This window comes from Nakamurella aerolata, assembly GCF_013002705.1.
GTDB classification, from domain to species: Bacteria; Actinomycetota; Actinomycetes; order Mycobacteriales; family Nakamurellaceae; genus Nakamurella; species Nakamurella aerolata.
Map to the genome: position 1 here is coordinate 205,998 of NZ_JABEND010000001.1, position 24,613 is coordinate 230,610.

General features: G+C 69.8%; 16 protein-coding genes. 11 read left to right on the forward strand and 5 right to left on the reverse strand.

Annotated elements, in window-relative coordinates:
• Positions 1 to 418: 418 nt before the first annotated feature.
• Entirely contained in the window at positions 419 to 3,535 is a 3,117-nt protein-coding gene (locus HKD39_RS19860; RefSeq protein ID WP_171197959.1) for an AAA family ATPase, read from the forward strand.
• 21 nt (positions 3,536 to 3,556) lie between these two features.
• Positions 3,557 to 4,375 carry an ankyrin repeat domain-containing protein gene (locus HKD39_RS00905; protein ID WP_171197960.1) on the forward strand — a complete coding sequence of 273 codons (819 nt, stop codon included), beginning with the start codon at positions 3,557 to 3,559 and terminating at the stop codon, positions 4,373 to 4,375.
• 62 nt (positions 4,376 to 4,437) lie between these two features.
• On the opposite strand, the gene HKD39_RS00910 is transcribed toward HKD39_RS00905, so the two are convergent.
• Positions 4,438 to 5,376 (reverse strand): phosphotransferase, encoded by a 939-nt coding sequence (locus HKD39_RS00910; RefSeq protein ID WP_171197961.1) that lies wholly within the window; start codon positions 5,374 to 5,376, stop codon positions 4,438 to 4,440.
• Positions 5,377 to 5,618: 242 nt separating this feature from the next.
• On the opposite strand from HKD39_RS00910, the gene HKD39_RS00915 reads away from it, so the two are divergent.
• The 6 genes from HKD39_RS00915 to HKD39_RS00940 all read left to right on the forward strand — a co-directional run bounded on the left by HKD39_RS00915 (position 5,619) and on the right by HKD39_RS00940 (position 12,091).
• Positions 5,619 to 7,241, forward strand: a complete 1,623-nt coding sequence (locus HKD39_RS00915) for an ATP-binding cassette domain-containing protein (protein WP_171197962.1) — start codon at positions 5,619 to 5,621, stop codon at positions 7,239 to 7,241.
• 343 nt (positions 7,242 to 7,584) lie between these two features.
• Positions 7,585 to 7,845 (forward strand): helix-turn-helix domain-containing protein, encoded by a 261-nt coding sequence (locus HKD39_RS00920; protein WP_171197963.1) that lies wholly within the window; start codon positions 7,585 to 7,587, stop codon positions 7,843 to 7,845.
• Positions 7,846 to 8,177: 332 nt separating this feature from the next.
• Positions 8,178 to 9,608 carry an ABC transporter substrate-binding protein gene (locus HKD39_RS00925; protein WP_212753744.1) on the forward strand — a complete coding sequence of 477 codons (1,431 nt, stop codon included), beginning with the start codon at positions 8,178 to 8,180 and terminating at the stop codon, positions 9,606 to 9,608.
• A 10-nt stretch (positions 9,609 to 9,618) separates the two neighbouring features.
• Complete coding sequence (locus tag HKD39_RS00930) at positions 9,619 to 10,575, forward strand: carbohydrate ABC transporter permease (protein WP_171197964.1); 957 nt, start codon at positions 9,619 to 9,621, stop codon at positions 10,573 to 10,575.
• Positions 10,572 to 11,465 (forward strand): carbohydrate ABC transporter permease, encoded by an 894-nt coding sequence (locus HKD39_RS00935; RefSeq protein WP_171197965.1) that lies wholly within the window; start codon positions 10,572 to 10,574, stop codon positions 11,463 to 11,465. The genes HKD39_RS00930 and HKD39_RS00935 overlap by 4 nt, the downstream gene beginning before the upstream one ends.
• A gap of 368 nt (positions 11,466 to 11,833) precedes the next feature.
• The gene (locus HKD39_RS00940) at positions 11,834 to 12,091 is read left to right on the forward strand and encodes a hypothetical protein (protein ID WP_171197966.1); all 258 of its coding nucleotides are present in this window, start codon (positions 11,834 to 11,836) and stop codon (positions 12,089 to 12,091) included.
• Between the two features lie 40 nt (positions 12,092 to 12,131).
• Here the strand turns inward: HKD39_RS00940 and HKD39_RS00945 are convergent, their stop codons facing one another.
• The 3 genes from HKD39_RS00945 to HKD39_RS00955 form a co-directional block, all read right to left on the reverse strand.
• Entirely contained in the window at positions 12,132 to 12,689 is a 558-nt protein-coding gene (locus HKD39_RS00945) for a TetR family transcriptional regulator (RefSeq protein ID WP_171197967.1), read from the reverse strand.
• A gap of 147 nt (positions 12,690 to 12,836) precedes the next feature.
• Positions 12,837 to 15,680 carry an aconitate hydratase AcnA gene (locus HKD39_RS00950; RefSeq protein ID WP_171197968.1) on the reverse strand — a complete coding sequence of 948 codons (2,844 nt, stop codon included), beginning with the start codon at positions 15,678 to 15,680 and terminating at the stop codon, positions 12,837 to 12,839.
• Positions 15,681 to 16,143: 463 nt separating this feature from the next.
• The gene (locus tag HKD39_RS00955; RefSeq protein WP_171197969.1) at positions 16,144 to 17,706 is read right to left on the reverse strand and encodes a hypothetical protein; all 1,563 of its coding nucleotides are present in this window, start codon (positions 17,704 to 17,706) and stop codon (positions 16,144 to 16,146) included.
• A 272-nt stretch (positions 17,707 to 17,978) separates the two neighbouring features.
• Between HKD39_RS00955 and HKD39_RS20170 the strand changes: the two genes are divergently transcribed.
• Together HKD39_RS20170 and HKD39_RS00965 are read left to right on the forward strand one after the other, a co-directional pair.
• On the forward strand, positions 17,979 to 18,962 hold the full coding sequence (locus HKD39_RS20170; RefSeq protein ID WP_212753746.1) for a helix-turn-helix transcriptional regulator: 984 nt from the start codon (positions 17,979 to 17,981) through the stop codon (positions 18,960 to 18,962).
• Between the two features lie 189 nt (positions 18,963 to 19,151).
• On the forward strand, positions 19,152 to 20,744 hold the full coding sequence (locus tag HKD39_RS00965; RefSeq protein WP_171197970.1) for a peptidoglycan DD-metalloendopeptidase family protein: 1,593 nt from the start codon (positions 19,152 to 19,154) through the stop codon (positions 20,742 to 20,744).
• Between the two features lie 301 nt (positions 20,745 to 21,045).
• Here HKD39_RS00965 and HKD39_RS00970 read toward each other — a convergent pair whose 3' ends face one another.
• A complete protein-coding gene (locus HKD39_RS00970; protein ID WP_171197971.1) occupies positions 21,046 to 21,525 on the reverse strand; it encodes a hypothetical protein in 480 nt (159 codons plus the stop codon).
• A gap of 391 nt (positions 21,526 to 21,916) precedes the next feature.
• On the opposite strand from HKD39_RS00970, the gene HKD39_RS00975 reads away from it, so the two are divergent.
• Complete coding sequence (locus tag HKD39_RS00975; RefSeq protein WP_171197972.1) at positions 21,917 to 24,550, forward strand: C40 family peptidase; 2,634 nt, start codon at positions 21,917 to 21,919, stop codon at positions 24,548 to 24,550.
• The last annotated feature ends 63 nt before the right edge of the window (positions 24,551 to 24,613 follow it).

The window sequence follows — 24,613 nt, forward strand, 5'->3', positions numbered from 1 at the left end:
TCGCCCGATGCGCCGGCCTACCTCAGCGGCCGAACGTGGTGGTCACAACGACCCGCGACCACCTCGGAGGACCCCATGTTCACCGCCCTCGAAGCCGAAATCTCCTATCGCCAGGACCAATTGCAGCGCGCGGCCGGCGGCCCCAAGCAACACCCGGTCCGGCGCCGGCGCCGCTGGCTGTCGCTGTTCGCACCAGCACAGCGACCCGCGGAGGCGCCGCGCACCGATTCCGTCGCGCGGTCCCGACGGGCTCGGGTGGCGCCGAGTGCCTGAACCAGCAGGATCGGCCACATCGGCAGTACCCGCAGCATCGGCAGTATCGGCAGCATCGGCAGCATCGGCTGGCCCGATCACGGCGACGCGGTCCGGCACCCCCGGCCGTCCCTGGCTGTCGGTGGCGCCAGACACAATGGACGGTGTGATCGACGAGCGCCCACAGCAGCCGCTGATCGGCCGGGAGGCCGAACTCGCCGAGCTGCGGGCCGGGCTCGGTCTGCCGCCGGGAGCGGCCGATGCTGCGGCCGACGCCGAAGAACCGCGGCAACCGGGCACGGTGATCGTCGCGGGAGACGCCGGCGTCGGTAAGTCCCGCTTGTTGTCGGAACTGGCGGCGCAGGTCAAGGTGGCCGGTGGCGAGGCGCTCGTCGGGCACTGTCTCGACCTGTCCGACGCGACCTCGCCGTACCTGCCGTTCGCCGAGATGCTCGGCCGCTGGATCCGCGAGCATCCGGAGCGCGCGGCCGACCTGCAGGCCAGGTATCCGGCGCTGGCGGCACTGACCGGGCAGGCGGCCAGCGCGGCCGCCGCCGGAGCGGACGTCCGCGACCAGCTGGTCGCCGTCATCACCGAACTCTCCGAGCCGGGCGAGCGGGGCGATCCCGCCACCGTGGTGCTGATCGAAGACGCGCACTGGGCAGACCGGTCCACCCGCGACGTCATCGGTCTGCTGATGTCCCGCGGGTCGCGGCAGGCCCGGCTGGTGATCTCCTACCGCGCGGACGACGTACACCGCCGGCACCCGCTGCGCGCCGCCCTCGCCGAGTGGTCGCGGCTGCCCGGCGTGCACCGGTTGGGGCTGAACCCGTTGCCGGACAAGGCGATTGTTGAGCTCGTCGGCAAGCTGCATCCCGCGTCGTTCCAACCGTCGGTGCTGGACCGGATCGTCGAGCGGGCGGCGGGCAACGCATTCTTCGCCGAGGAGTTGGTGGGCGCGGCGGGAGACGGCAGTACCGAGTTGCCGGACGATCTGGCCGCGTTGCTGCTGGTGCGGTTGGACCGGCTCGACGACAACGGCCGCCGGGTCGCGGTCGGGGTGGCCATCGGCGGCCACGGGGTCCGGCATGAGGTGCTCAGTGCCGCCGTCGGGCTGGACGAAACCGCGCTGGAGCAGGCGCTGCGCTCGGCGGTCGAACACCACCTGCTGGTACCGGTCGGCGCCGGTTACGGCTTCCGGCACGCGCTGCTGGCCGAGGCGGTGCTGGACGATGTGCTGCCCGGCGAGCGGCGGCGCTGGCACCAGGCCTTCCACGACGCGCTGCTCGGCATGTCCGCAGAGACCGTCGGCACCACGTACTGGGCCGAGCTGGCCAGGCATGCCCGCGCCGCCGGCCGGCCCGCCGCCGCCGTTCAAGCCGGGTTGCGCGCCGCCGACATGGCCTGTGAACTCGGTGGCCCCGACGAGGCCGCCAGGCAGTACCGGACCGTGCTCGCCTCCTTGCAGGAACATCCCGAGCTGGCTGCCGAGCTCGATCCGCGGGACGCCGACCGGGTGGCCATCACCGGCGACCTGATCGCCGCGCTGTCCACCGGCGGCGACGTACTCGCCGCCATCGGCACTGCCAAAGATCTGGTTACCGAGGTTTCCCAGGCGGGCAACCAGCGCGACAAGCTCAGGGCGATGACCCAACTCGCCGAGGCGGCGCTCGCCGAAGACTCTTGGCTCTCGTTCGTGACGGCGCGGGACGCGCTCGCCGAGGCGCCGGCCGATCTGCCCGACTCGCTGCGGGCCAGGCTGCTCAGCGTGCTGGCCCGCAGCCTGATGGGGTCGGGCAAGTACGCCGAAGCCCGCCGGCGCGCCGAGCAGGCTCTCGAGGTGGCCGAGCGGATCGGCCTTGGCGCTGTCGCCGGCGACGCGGCCACCACCCTCGCCCGGCTCAACGACTTCGAGGGCGTTTCCGGTGCCGTCGAAGACGCCGAACGCGAATTCACCGCGATCATGACGAAAGCCCGTCGCGACAACCGGCAGGGCACCGAACTCCGCGCCGGGCATCACTTCGCGGGGGTCTACGCCCAGCGGGGCGACTGGCGCCGGGCCCAGCAACTGCACCAGCGCACCGCCGAACGAGCGCTTGAGCTGGGCCGGCCGTTCGGTCCGTGGGGGCTGGACTCCCGAGTGCTGGCCGCCAACGGCAGCTTTCAGCTGGGCGACTGGGACGCCGCGCTGCAGCTGGCGCAGGTTCCCGGTCAGGCACCACCCGCCGCCGCAGCGGCGCTCGAGGTCATTCGGCTGACTGTCGCCGCCGCTCGTGGCGGCGGCGAACAGCTGGCGCGTTCCGCGCTGGCCCGCAACCCCGGCCTGCCCGACGGCATGGTCGTGGTGATGACCGGGTTCGCAGCCATCGATGCCCTTGGCGACGCCGGCGATCTGCCCGCCGCCACTGCCGGCCACGACGCGGTGGTTGCCCAACTCACCGAGGCCTGGGGCACGCCGTACTTTCCCGGGCGGGTCCGGTTGGCCGCGCTGCTCATCGGCCAGCAGGCCAGGCACGTGCCGGCGCTGCCCCGCAGGGAGTGGGCCGCGCACCTGGAGCGGGCGCGGCAACTCGCCGACGACGCCGCCCGTGCTGCGGCATTCGATCCGGCGGCCGCCAGAACCACCAGCGTGCTGAACCCGACCCCGACCCGCGGCGGGCTGTTCTGGGGACCGGAGGGGCAGGCCTGGTCGGCCAGGGTGACGGCCGAGCTGCTGCGGTTGCGGTGGCAACTTGAGCCCGGCACCGTCACCTCCGCCGCATTGACCTCAGCCTGGGAGACGACGGTGGCGTTGTTCGACGCGCTGCCGTACCCGTTCGAGCAGGCGCGCGCCAGGGCCCGCTGGGCTCAGGCACTGGCCGCCGCCGGCGACGAAGCCAAGGCCAGGGACCTTCGCGACGCTGCCCATGCGGTTGCCCTTGAGTTGTCGGCGGCGCCGCTGCTGGCCGAACTACGGCGGCTGCCGGTCTCCGGCGGCCCGACGCGCCGTCGACGGGCCCGCTCCGCCGAGCCCGCGGCAGCCAAAGCGGCGTCCAGCGCCGCGACGACAACCGGGCCAGGGCGGAACCCGGACGAGTCCGGCGCGCTGGGTGCCGACTTGACCGCAAGGGAACGCGAGGTGCTCGCCCTGCTCGCGCTCGGGCGCAGCAACGGCGAGATCGGCAAGAGCCTGTTCATCTCGACCAAGACGGCGAGCGTGCACGTGTCGAACATTCTCGCCAAGCTCGGCGCCACCGGCCGCACCGAGGCCGCCGCGCTGGCCCGCGAGCATCAACTGGTCTGACCGGCCAGGTACACAGGAAGCATGAGGGCCCGTCCGGCAGCTGTGACCGCGGCCGCATTGGTTGCGCTGGCCGTGCTGCTTGGCGCCTGCACGGCGAACCGGGCCACGCCCACTACCGGGGCGGCCTCAGCGCCCGCGACGTCCGACCAGGAGAGCCGAAACCCGATGTCTGCCAACGACTCCGCCGCAACCGGTGCCAGTCCGGCTGCCGGCCATAACTCCGCGCGGAGCGCCCGGCCGAGCGCGGATCCGAGCGCCGGCCAGGCGCTGCTCGCCGCTGCCGCCGCCGGGGATCTCGCCGGGGTGCGCGCCGCCCTGCAAGCCGGCGCACCCGTCGAGACGACGGACCAGCGCGGCCGCACCGCGCTGCTGCTCGCCGTCACCAACGATCACGTCGAGGTGGCCAAGGCTCTCGTCGCCGCCGGTGCGTCGCCCGATGCGGTGGACGATCAACAGGACACCCCGTGGCTGGTCACCGGTGTTACCGGCAGCGTGGCGATGGCCGAGGTGCTGCTGCCGGCAAACCCGGACCTGACACTGCGCAACAGGTACGGCGGGGTGTCGATCATCCCGGCCAGCGAGCGGGGCCACGTCGACTACCTGCGGCGGGTGGTGCAGACCGACATCGACGTCAACCACGTCAATGACCTGGGCTGGACGGCGCTGCTGGAGGCGGTGATTCTCGGCGACGGCGGCCCGGAGCACCAGCAGATCGTCCAGATCCTGCTGGGCGCCGGAGCCGACCCGGCCATCGCCGACCGGGACGGCACCACCGCCCTACAGCACGCCCGCAGCAGCGGCTACACCGAGATCGTTCGCATCCTGGAGGCGGCGGGCTGACCCTGCCGAGCGGTCTGAGAGGCCGGCCGCGGCGGTCGGCGCACGGTGGTCTGTACGGATGGTCAAGACAGGGTGGTCAGCTCGTCGATGACACGGTGGCCGCGGTCGACCACGGCCGCGACCAGCGTGGGCCAGCGGTGCCGGACCGGCAGCTCGAGCATGTGCAGGATGTGCGCGGCGGTGAGCACCGCAGCCTGATCAGGGCCGACCGCATCCAGCAGCGCCGTCCACAGTCGGGCGCGGACCTCGGCCAGCTGCGGATCGGTGCAGGTGTACCAGACCAACGACGTGAGATCCGTTGCCCGAGTACCGCTTCCGGCGTTCCCGATGTCGACCACCGCTACCACCGCACCGGCCCCGACCAACACATTGGTCGGCGTGGCGAGGTCGGCATGCACCATGTCGGGTGCCTGGGACGGAGCCGGGACCCGCGCCGACAGTGCGCGCAGCCGCGCCACCAGCGCCGCGACGTCCGGGGAGTACTCCGGCAGGGTGGCGATGGACCGGCGCAGCCGTGTCTGCTCCGGCGTGTCGTCACCCCGGCCGGCGGTGAGCGGTGATCCGGTGGCAACGCGCCAGGCGTACCTCCAGTGGTCATACGGCTCGCTGGCCTGGCCGGCCTGCAACGCGATGACGCCCATCAGCTGCTCGATCAGCGGCGGGGTCAGGGCGGCAGCGGGCGCCGCATCGACCAACTCGGTCAGCTGCCACACGTGCCGGGCAGTGGCCCCGACGCCGAGCCACGCCGGGGTCGGATATCCGCGCTCGCGCATGTGCGCGGCCACCCGGTTGGCCCGCTGTGCTTGGGCGAACTGATCGGAGTGGGTCCGCGGCGCGGCCTTGAGCACGGCGGCCTGCCGGCCGTCCAGCACCACCCGCACGGCACCGCCATTGCTGCCGCCGGTGAGCCGGTCGACGGCGGCAACCGGGACGCCGACCACCCGCGTGACGTCGGCCAGCACCGCCGCGGGTAGCGGGTGCGCGGGGCGGCCTCGGTTCATCGGTGCGCACCCAAGACCACGGCGCTGCCGGCCCGGTAGTCGGTCACCGCTCGAGCCTATGCAGCGGCCGGACGGGCAACTCGCCAGGTTGTCTCTCGTCGGCATGACCACCGGTGTGGCCACCGCAGTGACGGCAGTGACCACCGGAGATGCCGCGCAGTGACCGGAGAGTGACCAAGGGCAACCCGGCAGCGGCGTTGACCGGCTAAATCGGTGGCGCACCGCCGGTAGCATTGATGCACGTGATCACCGCAACCGGCCTGGAATTGCGGGCTGGGACGCGGATCCTGCTCGCCGACACCACCCTGCGCCTGCAACCCGGCGACCGCGTCGGGCTGGTCGGCCGCAACGGTGCAGGCAAAACCACAACGCTGCGGGTACTGGCCGGCGAGTCACTGCCCTACGCCGGATCCGTCGAGCAGTCCGGCGAGCTCGGCTACCTGCCGCAGGACCCGCGTGAGGGTGATCTGTCCGTCACTGCACGGGACCGGGTGCTCTCGGCCCGCGGCCTTGATGTGCTGGCCGCCAAGCTGGAGAAGGTCCAGATCCAGATGGCGGAGCTGGCCGACGGGGCCGCCCGCGACGCCGCCGTCCGTGAGTACGGCCGTATCGAAGAGCGCTTCTCCGCGCTCGGCGGGTACGCCGCCGAGTCCGAGGCCGGGCGCATCTGCTCCAACCTCGGCCTGCCCGACCGGGTGCTCGCCCAGCCGATGGCCACCCTGTCCGGAGGCCAGCGCCGCCGGGTCGAGCTGGCCCGCATCCTGTTCGCCGCCGCCGAAGGGGGCGCCGGCGCCGGCACCATGCTGCTGCTGGACGAGCCGACCAACCACCTCGACGCCGACTCCATCACCTGGCTGCGCGACTACCTGAAGAACTACAACGGCGGCCTGGTGATCATCAGCCACGACGTCGACCTGCTGGACGCCGTGGTCAACAAGGTGTGGTTTCTGGACGCGGTGCGCGGCGAGCTCGACATCTACAACATGAACTGGAAGCGCTACCTGGACGCCAGGGCCACCGACGAGCAGCGGCGCCGGCGCGAGCGCGCCAACGCCGAGAAGAAGGCCGGTGCGCTGCTGGCGCAGGCCGCCAAGCTCGGCGCCAAGGCCACCAAGGCCACCGCCGCGCAGAATATGGCCCGCCGCGCCGAGCGGATGATGAGCGAGCTGGACGACGTCAGGGTGGCCGACAAGGTCGCGCACATCAGGTTCCCGGCTCCCGCGCCCTGCGGCCGCACCCCATTGACGGCGAAGAACCTGTCGAAGGCCTACGGCTCGCTCGAGGTGTTCGCCGGTGTCGACCTGGCCATCGACCGCGGCAGCAAGGTGGTGGTGCTGGGACTGAACGGCGCCGGCAAGACCACCCTGCTGCGGCTGTTGTTCGGCCAGCAGGCGCCGGACACCGGTGAGGTGCTGCCCGGCCACGGCCTCAAGCTCGGCTACTTCGCACAGGAGCACGACACCCTGGACCCGGACGCCACGGTGTGGGAGAACACCAGGCATGCCGCGCCGGACACGCCGGCGCAGGAACTGCGAAACCTGTTGGGCTCCTTCCTGTTCCGCGGAGAGCAGCTGGATCAGCCGGCCGGCACGCTGTCCGGCGGCGAGAAAACCAGGCTGGCGCTGGCCGGGCTGGTGTCGTCGTCGGCGAACGTGCTGCTGCTGGACGAACCGACCAACAACCTGGACCCGGCCAGCCGGGAACAGGTGCTGGATGCGTTGCGCCGGTTCACCGGCGCTGTGGTGTTGGTGACCCACGATCCTGGTGCTGTCACCGCGCTGGAGCCGGAGCGGGTGATCCTGCTGCCGGACGGCACCGAAGATCACTGGTCGGCCGACTATCTGGATCTGGTCGAGCTCGCCTGAGCCTGCTGCCGGCCCCGGCGTGTTGCCGACACCGCCGGCGGAATCAGACAAATTCGGCACCGAATGATGGCGGTCGGGCCGGTTGTGGCCGATGATGGATGGCAACCTCCGTCATCGATGTACTGACTCGAGGCGCCCCCCGGCAGCAGGCCGCGCCGGCGTTGCCCGTTCCGGGCGTCGTCCGCGTGACGCGCGGCCGCGCACACCCTGAAAGCACACGGGCCGGGGCGTCCGGCGTCGGTGCCAGCTGACGTGGGTGGGTAGAGCACGGCGCACCAGGGCAGCGGTCTGATCGGCCTGCTGACTGCCGCCGGCACCTGAATCATCACGAGGAAGGCACGCGATGGCTTCAACCAAGAAGGCCACCAACGGGAAGCTGGGACGGGGCGTCCGCATCACGGGCACCGATCGCAGCGCGGTCACCGAAAGCATTCGCAAGCGATACGAGAGTGGCGAGAGCATCCGCTCGCTGGCCTCCGACTTCGGCCGGTCGTACGGGTTCGTCCACCGGATCCTCACCGACGACGGTGTCGCCCTGCGCGGGCGCGGCGGCGCCACCCGCGGTCGGGGCAAGCTCGTTGAGGGAACCGTCGCCGTCCGCTGACCGGCCCCGTAACGATCCCGGCGCCCGCCCCGGTGACGTACCGGTGCCATCCCGGGATCGCTCCATACGGCCATTCGCCAGGGCCCATCACCTGCACAGTTCGTCGGTGCCGTTGCCGGCGGCGGAGCTGCATCGCCGCGCAGCACCGGCGATCAGCGGTACCCATTGACGGTCATCCATCTCGGGTAATCCCGGGCACATCGCGGCGCCACCGCTCGGCGCGCGCCGCGGATTTCGGCCTGCCCCGCGCCGGCGCCAAAGGCGGGGGTTCTACGCTGACGCCAACGCGTCCGCGGGTTTCGCCCGCGCCTCACCAGAGTGCAGGAGTAGCCATGTCAATGGGTCACAGTTCTTCGCGCAGGGCCAGCAGCCAGGAGCAGGCGGAAGCCGCGCGACCCGATGCCGGTGGCACCCGGTTGAACCGCCGTGCGTTCTTCGCGGTCGGTGGGTCGCTGGCGGCCGCCGGTCTGCTGGCTGCCTGTGGCGGTAACACCGGCCGGGGTGACGCCTCGACGACGTCCCAGCCGGGCACCGCGGCGGGCGGTGCCGGCACCAGCGGCGCCGGGACAAGCGGCCCGGCTGCGAGCGGCGCAGGTACCGGCGGCAGCAAGCCGACGCTGCAGCAGTGGTACCACCAGTACGGCGAAGAGGGCACCGAGGCCGCGGTGAAGCGCTACGCCGCCAGCTACCCGAACGCCACCGTCGAGGTCAGTTGGTTCCCCGGCGACTACGAGTCCAAGGCGGCTTCCGCGCTGCTCACCTCCAGCCCGCCGGACGTCTTCGAGGGCGCCAACGGCCCCACCATCGACCAGATCCAGCAGGGCCTGGTGGCCGACCTGACCGACCTGCTCGGTGACGCCAAGAGCGACTTCAACCCGGCGATGCTGGAGCGGATGAGCTACGACGGCAAGGTCTGGGGCATCCCGGAGACCATCGACATGCAGCTGCTGGTGTACCGAAAGTCGTTGCTGGACAAGGCTGGTGTGAAGCCACCGACCTCGTTCGAGGAGCTGCGGGCGGCTGCCAAGGCGCTCACCCAGGGCAAGCAGAAGGGCCTATTCGTCGGAAACGACGGGGGAGTCGGCACCCTGGTCGGCCCCTCGCTGTGGTCGGTCGGCGAAGACTACGTGACCGACGGCAAGGTCGGCTTCACCCCGGAGCAGGCCGGGCCGGCGCTGGCCGGGCTGCACACCCTGTTCACCTCGGGCAACCTGCTGCTCGGGGCGCCGACCGACTGGTCGGATCCGTCGGCGCTGACCAACGGCCTGTGCGCCATGCAGTGGACCGGGCTGTGGAACTTCCCGCAGTTCCAGAAGGCGCTGGGTGACGACTTCGGGGTGGCCGCCTGGCCGGCATTCGCCGCCGGCGCCGGAAAGCCCAGCGTGCCGATCGGGGCGTACGGCTCTTGTGTCGCCGCGAAGGGCGCAAACGTCGACGCCGCCAAGGCTTTCGTGAAGTGGCTGTGGGTGGACAACACCGCCGATCAGCTGGATTTCGCGCAGAGCTACGGCTTCCATCTGCCGTCGAGGGAGTCGGTCGCGGCCAAGGCCGACAAGCTCAAGAGCGGGCAGGCGGCCGAAGCGCTGAAGATCTTCCAGACCGACGGTCACGCCCAGACGCCGATGCTGTGGACCTCCAAGTCGTCGACGGCGATGTCGGATGCCGCCACCCGGATCATCAAGGACGGCGCCGACGCCAAAGCCGAACTCGCCAAGGTGGTGGCGACCGTCGAGGCCGAGCTGAAGCGCGTCACCGCCAAGTAGGCGCTCGGTCTTGGTGAGCTCGGCTGCGGCACCAGCGGCGTCGCGTCCATGGTGGCGGGTGCTCGCCGGCAACCAGAACCGCAATCTGTGGTTCTGGGCGTTTGTCGGCCCGTTCTTCGTCGGGCTGCTGATCTTCGTCTACATCCCGATCCTGTGGAGCCTGTACCTGTCGTTCTTCGACGCCAGGAACACGGTCACCCCAACGGATTTCGTCGGCCTGCAGAACTACGCGACGATGCTGACGGATCCGAACTTCCTGTCCAGCCTCGGGACGTTCGCGTTGTTCGCGGTGTTCATCGTCCCGGTGACGTTCGTGTTCAGCCTCGGCCTGGCGCTGGCGATCAACCGGACCCGGTGGTTCCAGGCGTTCTACCGCTCGGCGTTCTTCCTGCCCACCGCGTGCAGCTACGTCGTCGCCTCGCTGGTGTGGAAGATGGCCATCTTCAACGGGTTGCCGTCCGGCCTGGCGAACACCGTGCTCAGCTGGTTCGGGATCGGGAACATCGCTTGGCTGTCGATCACCGACCCGCCGTGGTACTGGCTGGTGCTGGTGACGCTGCGGCTGTGGTTGCAGGTCGGCTTCTACATGATCCTGTTCCTGGCCGGCCTGCAGCGGATCCCGCCGATCCTGTACGAGGCGGCGGCCATCGACGGCGCCAAGCCGGGCTGGCAGACGCTGCGCTACATCACGCTGCCGCAGCTGCGTGCCACCTCGGCGGCGGTGCTGGTGTTGTTGCTTATCAACGCTTTCCAGGCATTCGACGAGTTCTACAACACGCTGTCCAGCTTCGGCAGCTACCCGCCGTACGCCCGGCCGCCGCTGGTCTACCTGTACTTCATCGCCTTCGGCCGCGAGCAGAACCTCGGCCAGGGCTCGGCCGGCGCCATCATCCTGGCAGTGCTGGTCGGGCTTGTCACCATCCTGCAGCTGCGGTTCCTGCGGGAACGGGACGGAGCCCGCCGATGACGTCCGCTGCGGCGCAGCGCGTCCGGGCCCCGCATCTCAGCGGCGGCGGGGTGCGGCAGCCACCACTGGAGCGGGCCGGGGCGATCCTGCGGACCGTACTGCTGGTGCTCGGCGCACTGCTGTTCCTGATCCCGTTCTATCTGATCATCCGGACCGCGCTGGCCACCGAACCGGAGATCGCCGAGCTGGAGTTCACACTGTGGCCGGCCAAGGCGCAGTGGCAGAACTTCGCCGACGTGTTCAGCAACAGCCAGGTGCCGTTCGCGCGGGCGTTGCTGAACTCGGTGCTGGTGTCGGTGGTGCAGACCGTTCTCACCGTGGTGCTGGCCGCATTGGCCGGCTATGGGCTGGCGCGGATCCCTTATCGGTACTCGGGTCTGGTGTCCGGCCTGGTGCTTGCCACCCTGATGATTCCCGCGGCGGTGACGTTCGTCCCGACGTTCGTGATGGTGTCGTCGTTGGGGTGGGTGTCGTCGCTGCGCGGCTTGATCATCCCCGGCTTGTTCTCGGCGCTTGCGGTTTTCCTGTTCCGCCAACAGTTCTCCGACTTCCCGCGGGACCTGGAGGAAGCCGGGCGCATCGACGGGCTGGGCTACTTCGGGGTGTTCTGGCGCATCGTGGTGCCGAACACCGGCGCGGTGTTCGCGGCCATCGGCGCGATCACCTTCCTGGCATCCTGGAATGCCTTCCTGTGGCCGTTGGTGATCGGGCAGGACCCGAACTCGTGGACCATCCAGGTGGCGCTCTCGGCCTACACCACCAGCCAGAACCCGAACTACTCGCAGTTGTTCGCCGCGGCCACCATCGCCACCGTGCCGGTGCTGCTGCTGTTCGTCGGGTTGCAGCGCTTCATCCGCCAGGGCTACGAGTCCACCGGAAGCACCGGCTGAGGTCGCGCTCTGTTCGGCGAGAGCCGCGGGCCCAGAGCGTCTCCGAACGTCAGCACCCACGTCGGCTGGGATCCAACTCGGTGGCCGCCCACGTCGGCGGGGGATCCAACTCGGCGAGCGCCCAACTCGTGGCACCTCAACTCGGCGAGCACAACCGAATTCGCACGCCACAACCGTTTCAGCACGCTGGAGGGGTTGTGATGTACCGGAACGGTTGTGATCGCCGGCGAATGGTGAAGGGCCGAGCGGGGACGCGCCACCCGCGAAGGTTCACCATCCGCTCCATCCCGGGGCGTTAACGGAACTCTGACGCAATCTTGACGGTCGCCGCACCCCATTGCCGCGCTCGTCGTCGCAGGATGGATCCCATGGCCCGCACCGCTCTCGACGCCGACAGACCCGCAACACCAGCAGCTCCCGTCAGCCCGTGGCATCACCGGGTGCGCTCGGCGACCCTGGTGCTCGTCGGCCTAGGTCTGGTGGTGTCCGGGGTGCTGGGCAGCCTGGCGCACCGCGGGCTGCTGGTGCTGTTCGTCGTCGGGTTGGCGCTGCTGTTGACGGTGCGCATCAGGGCCGCCTGCGATCAGCTCAGCACGCCGCCCCGGCGCGAGCGCCAGGGGCGCTGAGGCGCCAACGAGGCAAACCGTCCGTTCCGGCGACCTGGACTCAGCGCCGGACGGAGGATTCCACCACGTCCAGCACCGCGGAGAATCGGTCGGCGGGCAGCCCGGCCGCGAGATGCGCGACCAGTCCCTCGAGCACCAGCTCCAGATACGAGGCCAGCACCTCGATGTCGACGTCGTCGCGCAGCACCCCGGCGGCCCGCTGGCGCTGCAGCCGCTCCCGGGTAGCGGTGGCCACCGCGGCCGAGCGTTGCGCCCACTCCACCCGGAACTGCGGATCGGTGCGCAGCCGCCGGGAGATCTCCAGCTGGGTGCCGAGCCAGCCGGCGTCCGGATGCGCGATCAGCTCCCGCATCACCTGCACAAGGCCTTGCTCCGCAACGGTTTCGGCCATCGCGGCCACGTCGGCGTCGGCGAGCGCGAGGAACAGCGCGTCCTTGTCGGCGAAGTGGTGGAAGATCGCCCCACGGGACAGCCCCGCAGCCTCCTCCAGCACCCGCACCGTCGCACCCTCGAAGCCGTAGCGGGCGAACGCCGTCCGCGCCGCATCGAGAATCTGCCGGCGCCGGGCGGCCAGGTGATCGGTGCTGACCTTTGGCACGGTGGACGTTCGCTCCTTTCGCACGCACCGGGCGGCTATGGACCCCGGGTGCGTTTGCTGTCGCCGGCCGCGCTGGCCGAACCTGCCGCACAACGACCGCGGCGGCGAGTCGCCGGTGCAGCGACCCGCCGCCGCGGTGCGGCGAAACTACTTACCCGACAACAGATTGCGCAGCACGTACTGCATGATGCCGCCGTTGCGGTAGTAGTCGGCCTCACCGGGGGTGTCGATGCGCACGGTGGCCTGGAAGCTGCCGGCTTCGCGGTTCGGCTTGGTCGGGGTCACCTTGACCGTCACCGTCTTCGGGGTGCGGCCCTCGTTCAGCTCGGTGATGCCCTCGATGTCGATGATCTCGGTGCCGTCCAGCCCCATGTCCTCGGCCGACTTGCCGGCCGGGAACTGCAGCGGGATCACTCCCATGCCGATCAGGTTGGAACGGTGGATGCGCTCGTACGACTGCGCGATCACGGCCTTCACCCCCAGCAGCGCCGTGCCCTTCGCGGCCCAGTCGCGCGAGGAACCGGAGCCGTACTCGGTGCCGGCCAGGATCACCAGCGGGGTACCGGCCTTCGCATAGTTCTCCGATGCTTCGAAGATCGAGGTCTGCGGCGCCTCGTCCGGGTTCTCCGACACCGAGAAGTCGCGGGTGAAACCACCCTCGATGTTGTCCAGCAACTGGTTGCGCAACCGGATGTTGGCGAAGGTGCCGCGGATCATCACCTCGTGGTTGCCGCGCCGGGAACCGTAGGAGTTGAAGTCGCGGCGCTGCACGCCGTGCTCGGCCAGGTACTTGCCCGCGGGGGAGTCCACCTTGATGGCACCGGCCGGCGAGATGTGGTCCGTGGTCACCGAATCACCGAGCTTGGCCAGCACCCTGGCGCCGGTGATGTCGGCGACCGGCTCGGGCTGCGCCGCCATCCCCTCGAAGTACGGGGGCTTGCGGACGTAGGTGGACTCCGGGTCCCACTGGAAGGTCTTGTCGTCCGGGGTGGGCAGGCTCTTCCAGCGCTCGTCACCGGCGAACACGTCGGCGTAATCCTTGGTGAACATCTCCTGGCTGATCGCTGAGGCCATCACCTCTTCGATCTCCTGAGCGGACGGCCAGATGTCTTTCAGGAAAACATCTTTGCCGTCGGTGTCGGTGCCGAGCGGCTCGTTGTTCAGGTCGAGATCCATGGTGCCGGCGATGGCATAGGCCACCACCAGCGGCGGCGAGGCCAGGTAGTTCATCTTGATGTCGGGGTTGATCCGCCCCTCGAAGTTGCGGTTGCCGCTGAGTACGGAGACCACCGCGAGGTCGGACTCGTTGACAGCCGCCGAGATCTCTTCAGGCAGCGGACCGGAGTTGCCGATGCAGGTGGTGCAGCCGAAGCCGACCAGATTGAACCCGAGCTTCTCCAGGTACGGCATCAGGCCGGCCCGCTCGTAGTAGTCCATGACGACCTTGGAACCGGGGGCAAGGGTGGTCTTCACCCACGGCTTGCGGTCGAGGCCCTTCTCGACGGCCTTCTTCGCCAGCAGCGCCGCGCCGAGCATCACCTGCGGGTTGGACGTGTTGGTACAGCTGGTGATCGCCGCGATCGCCACATGCCCGTGGTCGACGTCGAACTGCTGCCCGTCCATGGTGACGGCGGTGGGCTTGCTGGCCCTTCCACTGGTCTTGGCCGGCCGCGGCGTCACCGGCGGGCCGCCGTCGCCGTTCGGGTCGGGCGTGGTGGACGGCGCGTCCGAGGCCGGGAACGATTCGGTGTCGGCGTCGTCGACGTTGCCGGCGTCCGGGTCGTCCGCGTAGGCCTTGAGCGCCTGCCGGAACACCGGCTTGGCCTCGGCCAGCGGCACGCGGTCCTGCGGCCGTTTCGGGCCTGCGATGGACGGCACCACCGAGGCCAGGTCCAGCTCGAGGTACTCGGAGTAGCGGGCCTGGTGCGCCGGGTCGTGCCACATGCCCTGCTTCTTGGCGTAGGCCTCGACCAGCTGCAGCAGCTCATCGGGGCGGCCGGTCAGCCGCAGGTAGTTGATGGTCTCTTCGTCGATCGGGAACATCGCGGCGGTGGAGCCGAACTCGGGGCTCATGTTGCCGATGGTGGCCCGGTTGGCCAGCGGCACCGCGGCGACGCCCTCGCCGTAGAACTCGACGAACTTGCCGACAACGCCGTGCTCACGCAGCATCTCGGTGATGGTCAGCACCAGGTCGGTCGCGGTGGTGCCGGTCGGCAGTTCGCCGGACAGCTTGAACCCGACCACCCTGGGGATCAGCATCGACACCGGCTGGCCGAGCATGGCCGCCTCCGCCTCGATACCGCCGACGCCCCAGCCGAGCACCCCGAGTCCGTTCACCATGGTGGTGTGAGAGTCGGTGCCCACCAACGTGTCAGGGTAGGCGGTCAGCACGCCGTCCTCGGCCGGGACGGTGCGGGTCATCACCACCCTGGCCAGGTGCTCGATGTTGACCTGGTGCACGATGCCGGTGCCGGGCGGCACCACCTTGAACTCGTCGAACGCGGTCTGGCCCCAGCGCAGGAACTGGTAGCGCTCCCGGTTGCGCTGGTACTCCAGCTCGACGTTCCGCTCGAAGGCGTCCTCGCGGCCGAAGACGTCGGCGATCACCGAGTGGTCGATCACCAGCTCGGCAGGGGCCAGCGGGTTGATCTTGTTGGGGTCGCCGCCGAGGGTCTCCATCGCCTCGCGCATGGTGGCGAGGTCGACGACGCACGGCACGCCGGTGAAGTCCTGCATGATGACGCGCGCCGGGGTGAACTGGATCTCGGTGTCCGGCTCGGCGTCGGCCTTCCAGTTGGCCAGCGCCTTGATGTGTTCGGCGGTGATGTTGGCGCCGTCCTCGGTGCGCAACAGGTTCTCCAGCAACACCTTCAGTGAGAACGGCAGGGTGGCCGCGTTCTCCAGGCCGGGCACATCGGTGATGCGGTAGATCCGGTAGTCGGTGCCGCCGACGGACAGAGTGTCCTGGGCGGAGAGGCTGTTGATACTCACGTCAGGGTGTCTCCTCGACTGGTGCGGCCGCCGGTAGTCCCGACGACGCCGTTGCGGGCTTGCACGGCACACCACCCGACCGACCGGGCGGCGGCTCGGCGACAGCCGGCCGTCCAGCACTGCAACAACGGCTGCCGCACAGCGCTCGTCCCTGCAACGTGGCAGGGGGAACGCCTCCACCGCTAACAGTACGCGTGTCCGGTTTAGCGGGCAACGGCGGGTCGCCCGGTGCCCGTTCCGGCGCCGCGATCCGCCGTGCCGTCCTGGGCAGCGGTGTTGCGTCGTGCCGTCCTGGGAAGCCGCGCGGGACGCGTCCTGGGAAGCCGTGCTGGGGGCGTCCTGGAACACTTGAACAACGGAAAGTTACTGGCGGGGACGACGAAGGGCCCCGCCGGTGGTGCCGGCAGGGCCCTTCGGGTCTGGCGTGTGGTGCGGTCGTGCTGGCTGGTTACCTGCCAGCGAGTTACTTGCCCGCGAGCTGCAGCAGCGCGTCGACGTCGCTGGCGTCCAGCGCATTCAGCATGTCGAGGAACACGCCGGAGAAGCTGCGCACCGGGCTGACGTACCACTTGCCGTCCACCTGGGTGGTGACGATGCCGATGTTCAGCAGCGCCTTGAACTCCTTCTGGATCACGGTCTGGATGGCCGGCGGCAGCTGCGCGGACATCGAGCCGGACGAGCCGGGCGAGGAACCGGAAGCCATCTGCAGCAACATGTCCGGGGTCATGGTGCGGGTCTGGCCGTTGGCGGTGACGCTCAGCTTGTCGCCGTCGACGGTGATCTCGACGGTCATCCCGTTCGCGGTGACGGTGGCGTGCTTCAGCGAGACCTTGGTGCCGCCGGTGACCTGAGTGGTGTTCAGCTGCAGTCCGTCAACCTTCACGCCGCTCGCCTGCGGGCCGGGATAGTCGGTGGCCTCCAACAGCTTCGGGCCGTAGTCGTGCATCACGCCCATCTCGACCGGGTCGAGCAGCGAGATGACACCCTCGGCGTCGCGGCTCAGGGACTTGCTCACCAGCGACTGAACGGCCTCTTCGGGGGAACCGGCCCCGGCGTTCGGGATCGGCTTGCCCAGATCGGTGCTGAGCTTCTTGCCGTTGTTGTTCGCCGCCTTCTGCAGCATGTTGTCGGCCAGCGTGTAGAACATGCTCGGGTACCACTTGTCGCCGCGCTTGACGGTGGCGACCCGGACCGGTCCGCCGGTCTTCTTGACCAGATCGGCGATGTTCACGGTCTGCGACTTGGGCTGGTTCTGCTGGGCGCGCTCCAGCTCCGGGCCGAGCGCCTTCTTGATCTTGTCGGTGAACGGGAACTCCGACGAGCCCTTCACGGTGATGGTGCCGGCGGTCAGCTTCTGGATGCTGACGCGGTCGTTGATCTGCTCGGCCTTGGCCTCGTCGAACTTCAAGCCCTTGATCTCGATGGACGAGGAAGTCAGGTTGTTGGTCTGGACGCTGTCCTTGACGATCTGCAGTCGCTTCAGCGTCTTGAGCATGTCACCGCTGATGTCGTCGAACAGCTTGGCCTCGGCCGGGTCGAGCTGATCGGCGATGCCGACGGTGTCGCCCTTCTCCAGGGCGGTCGCGAAGTTCTGCGCGGCCAGCGCGGGGGAGTCGGTGCCACCGGAGGCGGTGGAGTCGCTGCCGTCCTTGTCGCGGAAGCCGAAGAACCAGATACCGCCGCCGACCAGCGCGGCGACCAGCACCAGCGCCGTGACGATGATGCCGGTGCGGTTCTTCTTCGGCGGCTGCTGCTGGCCCTGCCAGCCGGCCGGGCCGCCCTGCCAACCCTGCTGACCCTGTGGCTGCCAGCCCTGCTGGCCCTGCTGACCCCCGCCGGCCTGCTCGGGAGCGCCCTGCTGCCAGCCCTGCTGGCCGCCGGCGGGGAACTGCCCAGGCTGCTGGCCCTGCGGCTGACCCGGACCCCACTGCTGTTGGCCCTGCCCCTGCGGCTGCCAGCCCTGACCTTGCCCCTCGGGTCCGGGCTGCCATCCACCCTGCCCCTGCGGCCCGTAGTTGTCGCTCATGACGTTTGCGTCCTCCCGGCTGCGACCGGCGGTTCCGGTCGAAGTATCTGTGGGTGGCCCGGCTCCCCGAACCGCGCGGCGGCAGCGGACAGACCTGGCCTTACCGCCCTAAGACGAACGGTGTCGATGCTTGGTTCCAGTCTGATTCCAGACTTCTTCCCAGCCAAATCTCGCGCCGCCAAGGTGAGCGCCGTCGCCCAGGGGTGAGCGCGGCCGCCCAGGTGAGCGCCGTTGCCGGGACGGCTCAGGGGCGACCGCATTACGCTACGAGGGTGAGGCACGTCCCGGCTCGGCTGTCGCCCGAGGTGACCAGGCTGCTCCGCAACGCCGATCAGCGGCTGCGTGCCACCCACGGCATCGGCACCCTGTATCCGACAACGCTGGATTGCGCCAGGTCGCTGGCCCAGGTCGACAGCTTCTACATCGGGTTGTACACCGACAACGAGATGCTGGCGCTGGTGTACCTGGTCGATCTCGGGCAGGTGCTCAGCCCGGACGTTGTGCCGATCCGGCCTGGCTCGATCCCGGCGTGGATCCGGGCCGGCGGCTCCGGCTACCGCTACGGCCACGACCAGGGCGCGAGCTTCCGCCCCGTCATCAACTTCGGTGACGTCACCGCCGACAGCGCCGACGTGATGTTCGCGCCGATCCGCTCCGCCGACAGTGCCGCCCCGCTCGGGGTGCTGTGCGCGCTCAGCTATCAGGCTGACGCCTTCGCCGAGGACGATCTGCTCGCCTTCACCGTGCTTGCCCGCATCTTCGGCCGCGACTACCGCCGCACCCATCCGCTGCCGGCGGCGGATGACCCGCTCTACCGCGCATACCCCGAACTGCTCCCTGACGATCCGCGGGCGGTGATGCTGGAGGCGGCCAGCCGGGTGGCGCAGGCGATGAACTTGTGCTCGGCACTGATCGCCAAGGGCGCCCCGGCGGCGACGAGCGCCGGCCTGCGGGAGGTGGTCGAGGTCTGCGCCGAGGCCTCGCAGCTGCTGCTGACCGGTTCGGTCGACCAGCCGGCGGTGCCGGTCAGCGCGGCGGCCGGGGTGCGGCTGACCACCAGGGAGGCGGAGGTGGCCGAGCTGATCGTCCGCGAGGGCGCGAGCAACTCGACCATCGCGAGCCGGCTGACCATCTCGGAGAAGACCGTCAAGGCCCATGTCGGGAGCATCCTGCGCAAGTGCGGGGTCACCCAGCGGTCCGGCATCGCCCCGGTACTGCAGGGTCTTACGACCCAGGACCCGTCGATTTCCGCCTAGGTCCGATAGCGCCGGTCTGCGCGGCGCCGCCAGCATGAGATCTGCCCCCGATCCAGGGTGGCTATCCAATACCGATCCTATGCATCTGGCGGAGGCTGACGATGTGGCTGACAGTGTGGGTGAATCGTGGTGAGTGAAGCATTGGTGGTGAAACCTGCTCACCGGGCGCGGCGACGTGCCGTTGCCGGTATGCGATGGGTGCTCAGTGTTGTGCTGATAGCGGCCGGTCTGATGGCCGTGCAACCCGCCACCTCGGCGCAGGCGGCGACCGGAAACATCTTGCTGCCGTTCACCATCGGCGAGAGTTGGTCGATCTGCGAGGGCTACAAGTCAGGGACACATTCCAGTGATTTCTCGCTCGGCCTGACCAAGGGCAACAACTGTGCCGACGCCGGCACCACCGGCAGTGCGGCGCGCGCCGTGCAGAGCGGCACCGTCTATTACGTGCAACCGCAGTACGGCAACGTCTGCGTCAACACCGATAGTGGTCGGAGCTACGCGGTGTTGCATCTGAACATCGGCGTCGGCGGCGGCCAGTGGGTGAATGCCGGGCAGCAGATCGGCACGGTGGCACCGCCGGGAGCGGCGTCCAACAACGGGATCGCACACATTCACCTGCAGATGTTCAGTGGGCCGAACTGCACGTTCACAAACCCCGCCAGCCAGGTGCCGTTCGATTCCGGGCACGGCGCGCGCATCTGCGGGGCGCCGGATCTGCCGCCGGGTGGTGGCGGCTGGAACGGCCAATGGAGCGGCACCAGGTTCACCGGCGCCAACTGCGGGCCGACGGTGAAGAACGCGATCGGCGCGCGCTGGCGGGCCGACGGCGGTGCCTCGTTCTGGGGTGAGCCGACATCGGAGGAGAAGCCCACTATCAAGAGCGGTGCCTATCAGTTCTTCCAACGGGGCACCATCTACTGGACCGAGAAGACCGGTGCCTGGGGCGTTCGCGGGGGTATCTGGGGCGCATACAAGCGGTACGGCTCCGAGAATGGCGCCTTGGGATTCCCGCTGCGGAACGAGGGTGTCGGGACGGTGGCAGGCGTTGTCTCGCAACCGTTCGAGGGCGGGATGATGTTCTGGCGCGACGGGGTCGGCGGGTATTACGTCCGCGGCGGTATCCGTGCTGCCTACGCAAAGATGGGTGCGGAGAAGAGCTCGATCGGGGTCCCGACCAGCCTCGAGGCCAAGACGGCCAAGGCCGGCGGCGTGTACCAAACCTTCCAGAACGGAACCATCTGGTGGGAGTCCGACGGTTCGTGGCACTTCACCAGGGGCGCGATCAGCGTGCGCTACAAGCAGTTGGGTGGCACCGGCCGGTTCGGCTTCCCGGCCAGCAACGAGATCAAACGCAACGCCGGGGCGTACCAGAACTTCGACAACGGCGACCAGATCTGGTGGTCCGCCGCCACCGGCGCCAAGCTGGTCAAGCGGAACGCCATCTGGAACGCGTGGATGCAGCAGCGCTTCGACATCGGCCTCGGCTTCCCGGTGGCCGAACAGATCGACGGTCTGGTCCGGGGTGGCTCGTACCAGAAGTTCCAGCGCGGCGACATTCTCAAGACCCCCAGCGGCAAGGCATGGACGGTGCGCGGCGGCATCCTGGCCACCTGGCACAAGGTCAAGGCCGAGAATGGCAGCCTCGGATACCCGATCGGCAACGAGTACCTGAGCAACGGGATCGTCATTCAGAAGTTCGAGCGCGGCGAGATCCACTGGACCGACAGCGGTGGCGGCAAGGTCTTCCCCAAGGTCAATGCGGCGCTGCGCAGCGGCGGGTGATCGGCAGATCGCCGACGCCACAACAACAATGCGGTTCACTCTGAGTCAGAGAGAACCAGCGAACCAGGGAGAAACGGAGAGAACCAGATCGGACCGAACTGAACCGTCCTGAATAGCGCAACGGTGCTCGCGGCAGCTCCCGCTGTCGACGCCGCCGTCGCTCCCAGCTCGCGCCCCCGGTTGCCTCCCGCGCCGGGGGCGCGACCTTGTCGGGGGCGGGGGACTGCCGATGGTTGAGCCCTGGTCGCAGCCGATCGCGGGGCGACCTTGTCGGGGAGCGGGGGACTGTCTGCCGTCCCGTTCAGACCGGGCGCCGGCGGTACCCGGCGACGAGCAGGGTGAGGCCGCCGCCGAACAGCACGGCGGCGCCGGCGATCATCAGGACCGGCCCGTCGGTGGCCAGCGACACCCCGAGGGCCGACACGTCGGCGCCGTAATAGAGCCCACCGCCGGCGGCGAAGGCGAACACCATGGCCAACACGGCAGCGCTCGCCCCGGCCCACCGCCAGCACCGCAGGGCGATCAGCAGCAGCGGGAGTACCACCAGCGGCGGCAGCACCGGCCAGAGGGGTACCAGCGGCTGGACAGCGTCCGGCAACACGTGGAACCGCTCCAGCAAGCGTGTGGTCTGGAAACTGCTGCGGAGCGTCTCGCCCGACTTCAACCACGGCAGGAACGCCGCGATCACCACGATGGCCGCACCGGCCACCACGGCCACGCTGCCCAGTGCGACGCCGGCAGGTTGATGCAGCAGGGTGCGGGCCCTGGACGCGGCTGTCACGGCGATCAGTGTGCCGGACGAGCGCCGGCCGCCGGCACCCGGACGGCGCTCACCCTCGGTTGACGCAAGGTCGAGGTCTTGTTCTGACATGACGCTCGGGAGTTCGTGTCCGGTTTGTCGGGTGTGGGACACGATTTACCGGATGTTTCAAGAATTGTTTGCTGTGACGACTGGTCAAAAGGGGGTCAAAAGTGGCATCGTGCTTCGTGGCGTGTCGTATTGACATTCGTGAGACGAGTGGTCCAGACGAGACGCCTGGGCAGCGTCAGGCCGGCTCCGGAGGAGATTCCCCGAGCTTGACCGCAAGCAGTTGACCGAGAGATTGACCCGACGTCCACGGCCCGACCGTGGGGAGGAGCACCTCGTGGGTTCCGTTCGTGCACGTGGCCGCATGCGACCACGCCGGGCCGCCACCGCGCCGGCCTGGCTGGACAGCTGGGCGCCAGCGCCCTGGCGGCGCGCCGCCCGCAGCTTCGCCGTCCTGCTCACCGTCGGTGCGCTGACCGTCGGTGGCGTGAGCGCAGCGCAGGCCGCCCCTGGCGACAGCCCCGGCACCGCCGGGTCCTCCGACACCCAGGGCGATCCCAGCCCGGCCGACCGCGCGCAGAGCGATGCCGACAGCAACACCGGGGACGGCTCCGATAGCTCCAGCGCCGGCACCGACTCCGGTGCGGGCTCGGGTGCGGAGTCTGGTGCGGACTCGATCGGCTCCCTGCTGCCGGCCCCCGATCCGAACCCGCCGGCCAACCCGTCCGACGACGAGATCGCCGGCAGCCAGCAGCAGGCCGATCAGGCCGCGGCCCAGGTGGGGCAGCTGTCCGGTCAGATCAGCGGCACCGAAAGCAAGATCGCCGATCTCAACGACGAGATGGAGGCGAAGTCGGAGCTGGTCAACAAGGCGAACGTCGACCTGCAGATCGCGCAGGCCGACGCCGAGGACGCGGTCGCGGCGGTGGCCAAGGCGAAGGCCGCGGCCGGCACCGCCGACGCCGCCGTCACCAAGGCGAAGCAGGACGCTGCTGAGTTCGCGGCGGCATCGTTCCGCACCGGCGGCCAGCTCAGCTCGCTGGCCGTGGTGATCGGCGCCTCCAGCCCGACGGATCTGTTGTCCCGAGATTCGGTGCTGCAGCAGGTGTCTCGCTCGCAGGGCAGCGTCATCACCGAGCTGGAGAAGGCGCGCAATGGCAAGGCCAACGCCGACGCGCAGGCCAGGGACGCCGAGCGCAAGGCGACCGCCGCCAAGCAGGCAGCGGCCAAGGCCGCTACCGATGCGAAGTCTGCGGCCGACCGCACGGCCCGTGAGCTGGCCACCGGCGAGCAGCAGATGAAGCAGCTGAAGTCTCAGCTGCAGACCCAGCAGCGGGCCTACGAGGATGCGCTCAACAACACCGACAGCCTGAAGGCCGAGCGCGACGCCTACAACCAGTGGGTCGCAGAGAAGAAGGCCTACGACGAGCAGCAGCAGCGGCTGGCCGAGGAGCGGGCGCGCAAGGCGCGCGAGGAAGCCGCTCGTCAGGAAGCAGCCGCGAAGGCCGCAGCCGAGGCCAAGGCCCGCGCCGAGGCGCAGGCCAAGGCCAAGGCTGAGGCCGACGCGCAGGCCGCGGCGGCGGCGCAGGCGCAGCGCAAGGCCGACGCCGACGCCGCGCAGGCCCGCGCCGCTGCGGCCGAGCAGCAGGCTGCCGCGGCCCAGCAGAATGCAGCCCAGCAAGATGCCGCCCAGCAAAACGCGGCGGAGCAGAACGCAGCGGAGCAGGACACCGCAGTCAAACAAGAAGCGAAACAAGCAGCCGAGCAAGCCGCCGAGCAGGCCCCAGCCGAACCGGCGGCCAAACAACAGACGGCGGCCCAGCAGGCACCGGCCCGGCAGGCACCCGCTCAGCAGCAACCGGCGCAGTCGGCGGACCGGTCGGCAGCCACCGGGACTGCCGCGAAGCCAGCGCCGAAGCCCGCGGCAACGCAACCGAGCGCACCCAAGCCCGCGCCGGCTGCCGACTCCAGCAAGCCGTCCGGAAACAACACCAGCGCCAAGCCGAGCACCGATACCGCGGCGAGGACGGCGTCCGACCGGGCCGCGAAGGCCGCCGCCGAGCTCAAGGCAAAGGAGCAGGCAGCGCGGGCAGCCAAGGTCAAGGCCGACGCCGCTAAGGCTGCGCAGCAGCGGCAGCGGGAAGCCGCGGCGAAGGCGGCCGCCGACAAGGCCGCGGCCGACGCGGCGGCGAAGGCGGCGGCGGACGCCAGGGCACGGCAGGCCGAGGCCGACCGCAAGGCCGAACTGGAAGCGGCCCGCAAGGCCAAGGAGATGGCCGATCGGCTCAAACAGATCCGCGGCAGGGGCACCGGCGACGGGTCCTACTTCAAGGATTGCGACGCTGCCAGGGCCGCCGGCAAGGCGCCGCTGCGCAAGGGCCAGCCCGGCTACCGCGCCGCGCTGGACCCCAACGGCAACGGCGTCGCCTGTGATGCCGGCACCGAGTACGACCCGAGTGCAAGCAGCGGCGGCAACAGCAACGACGGCGGCAGTTCAAACGGCGGCGGCTCCAACGGCGGCAGCTCCAACGGTGGCGGCAGCCAGGTGCCCAGCGACGGCTCCAAGGGCTCCATCGTGGTGAACGCGGCGCTGCGCTGGTTGGGCACCCCGTACTCGTGGGGCGGCGGTAACGCCGACGGCCCGACCACCGGCATCCGCGCCGGCTGCTCGGCCAGCTGCCTGCCGTACGAGCCGTGGAACACCGTCGGCTTCGACTGCTCCGGCCTGACGCTGTACGCCTGGGCGCAGGCCGGGGTCAGCCTGCCGCACTACTCGGCGTACCAGTTCAACATCGGGCAGCGTATCCCGCGGGATCAGCTGCAGCCGGGTGACCTGCTGTTTTACGCCGCGAACACCTCGGACCCCAGCACCATCCATCACGTGGCCATCTACATGGGCAACGACCAGATCATCCAGGCGCCCTACTCGGGCAGCAAGGTGATCGTCAGCCCGTGGCGGTCCAGCGGCTACATCGGCGCCACCCGCCCCGGCACCTGAACCGGCGGCAGCCGACACGCAGACGGTCCGGTCGCCCCGAGGGGTGGCCGGACCGTCTGCGTT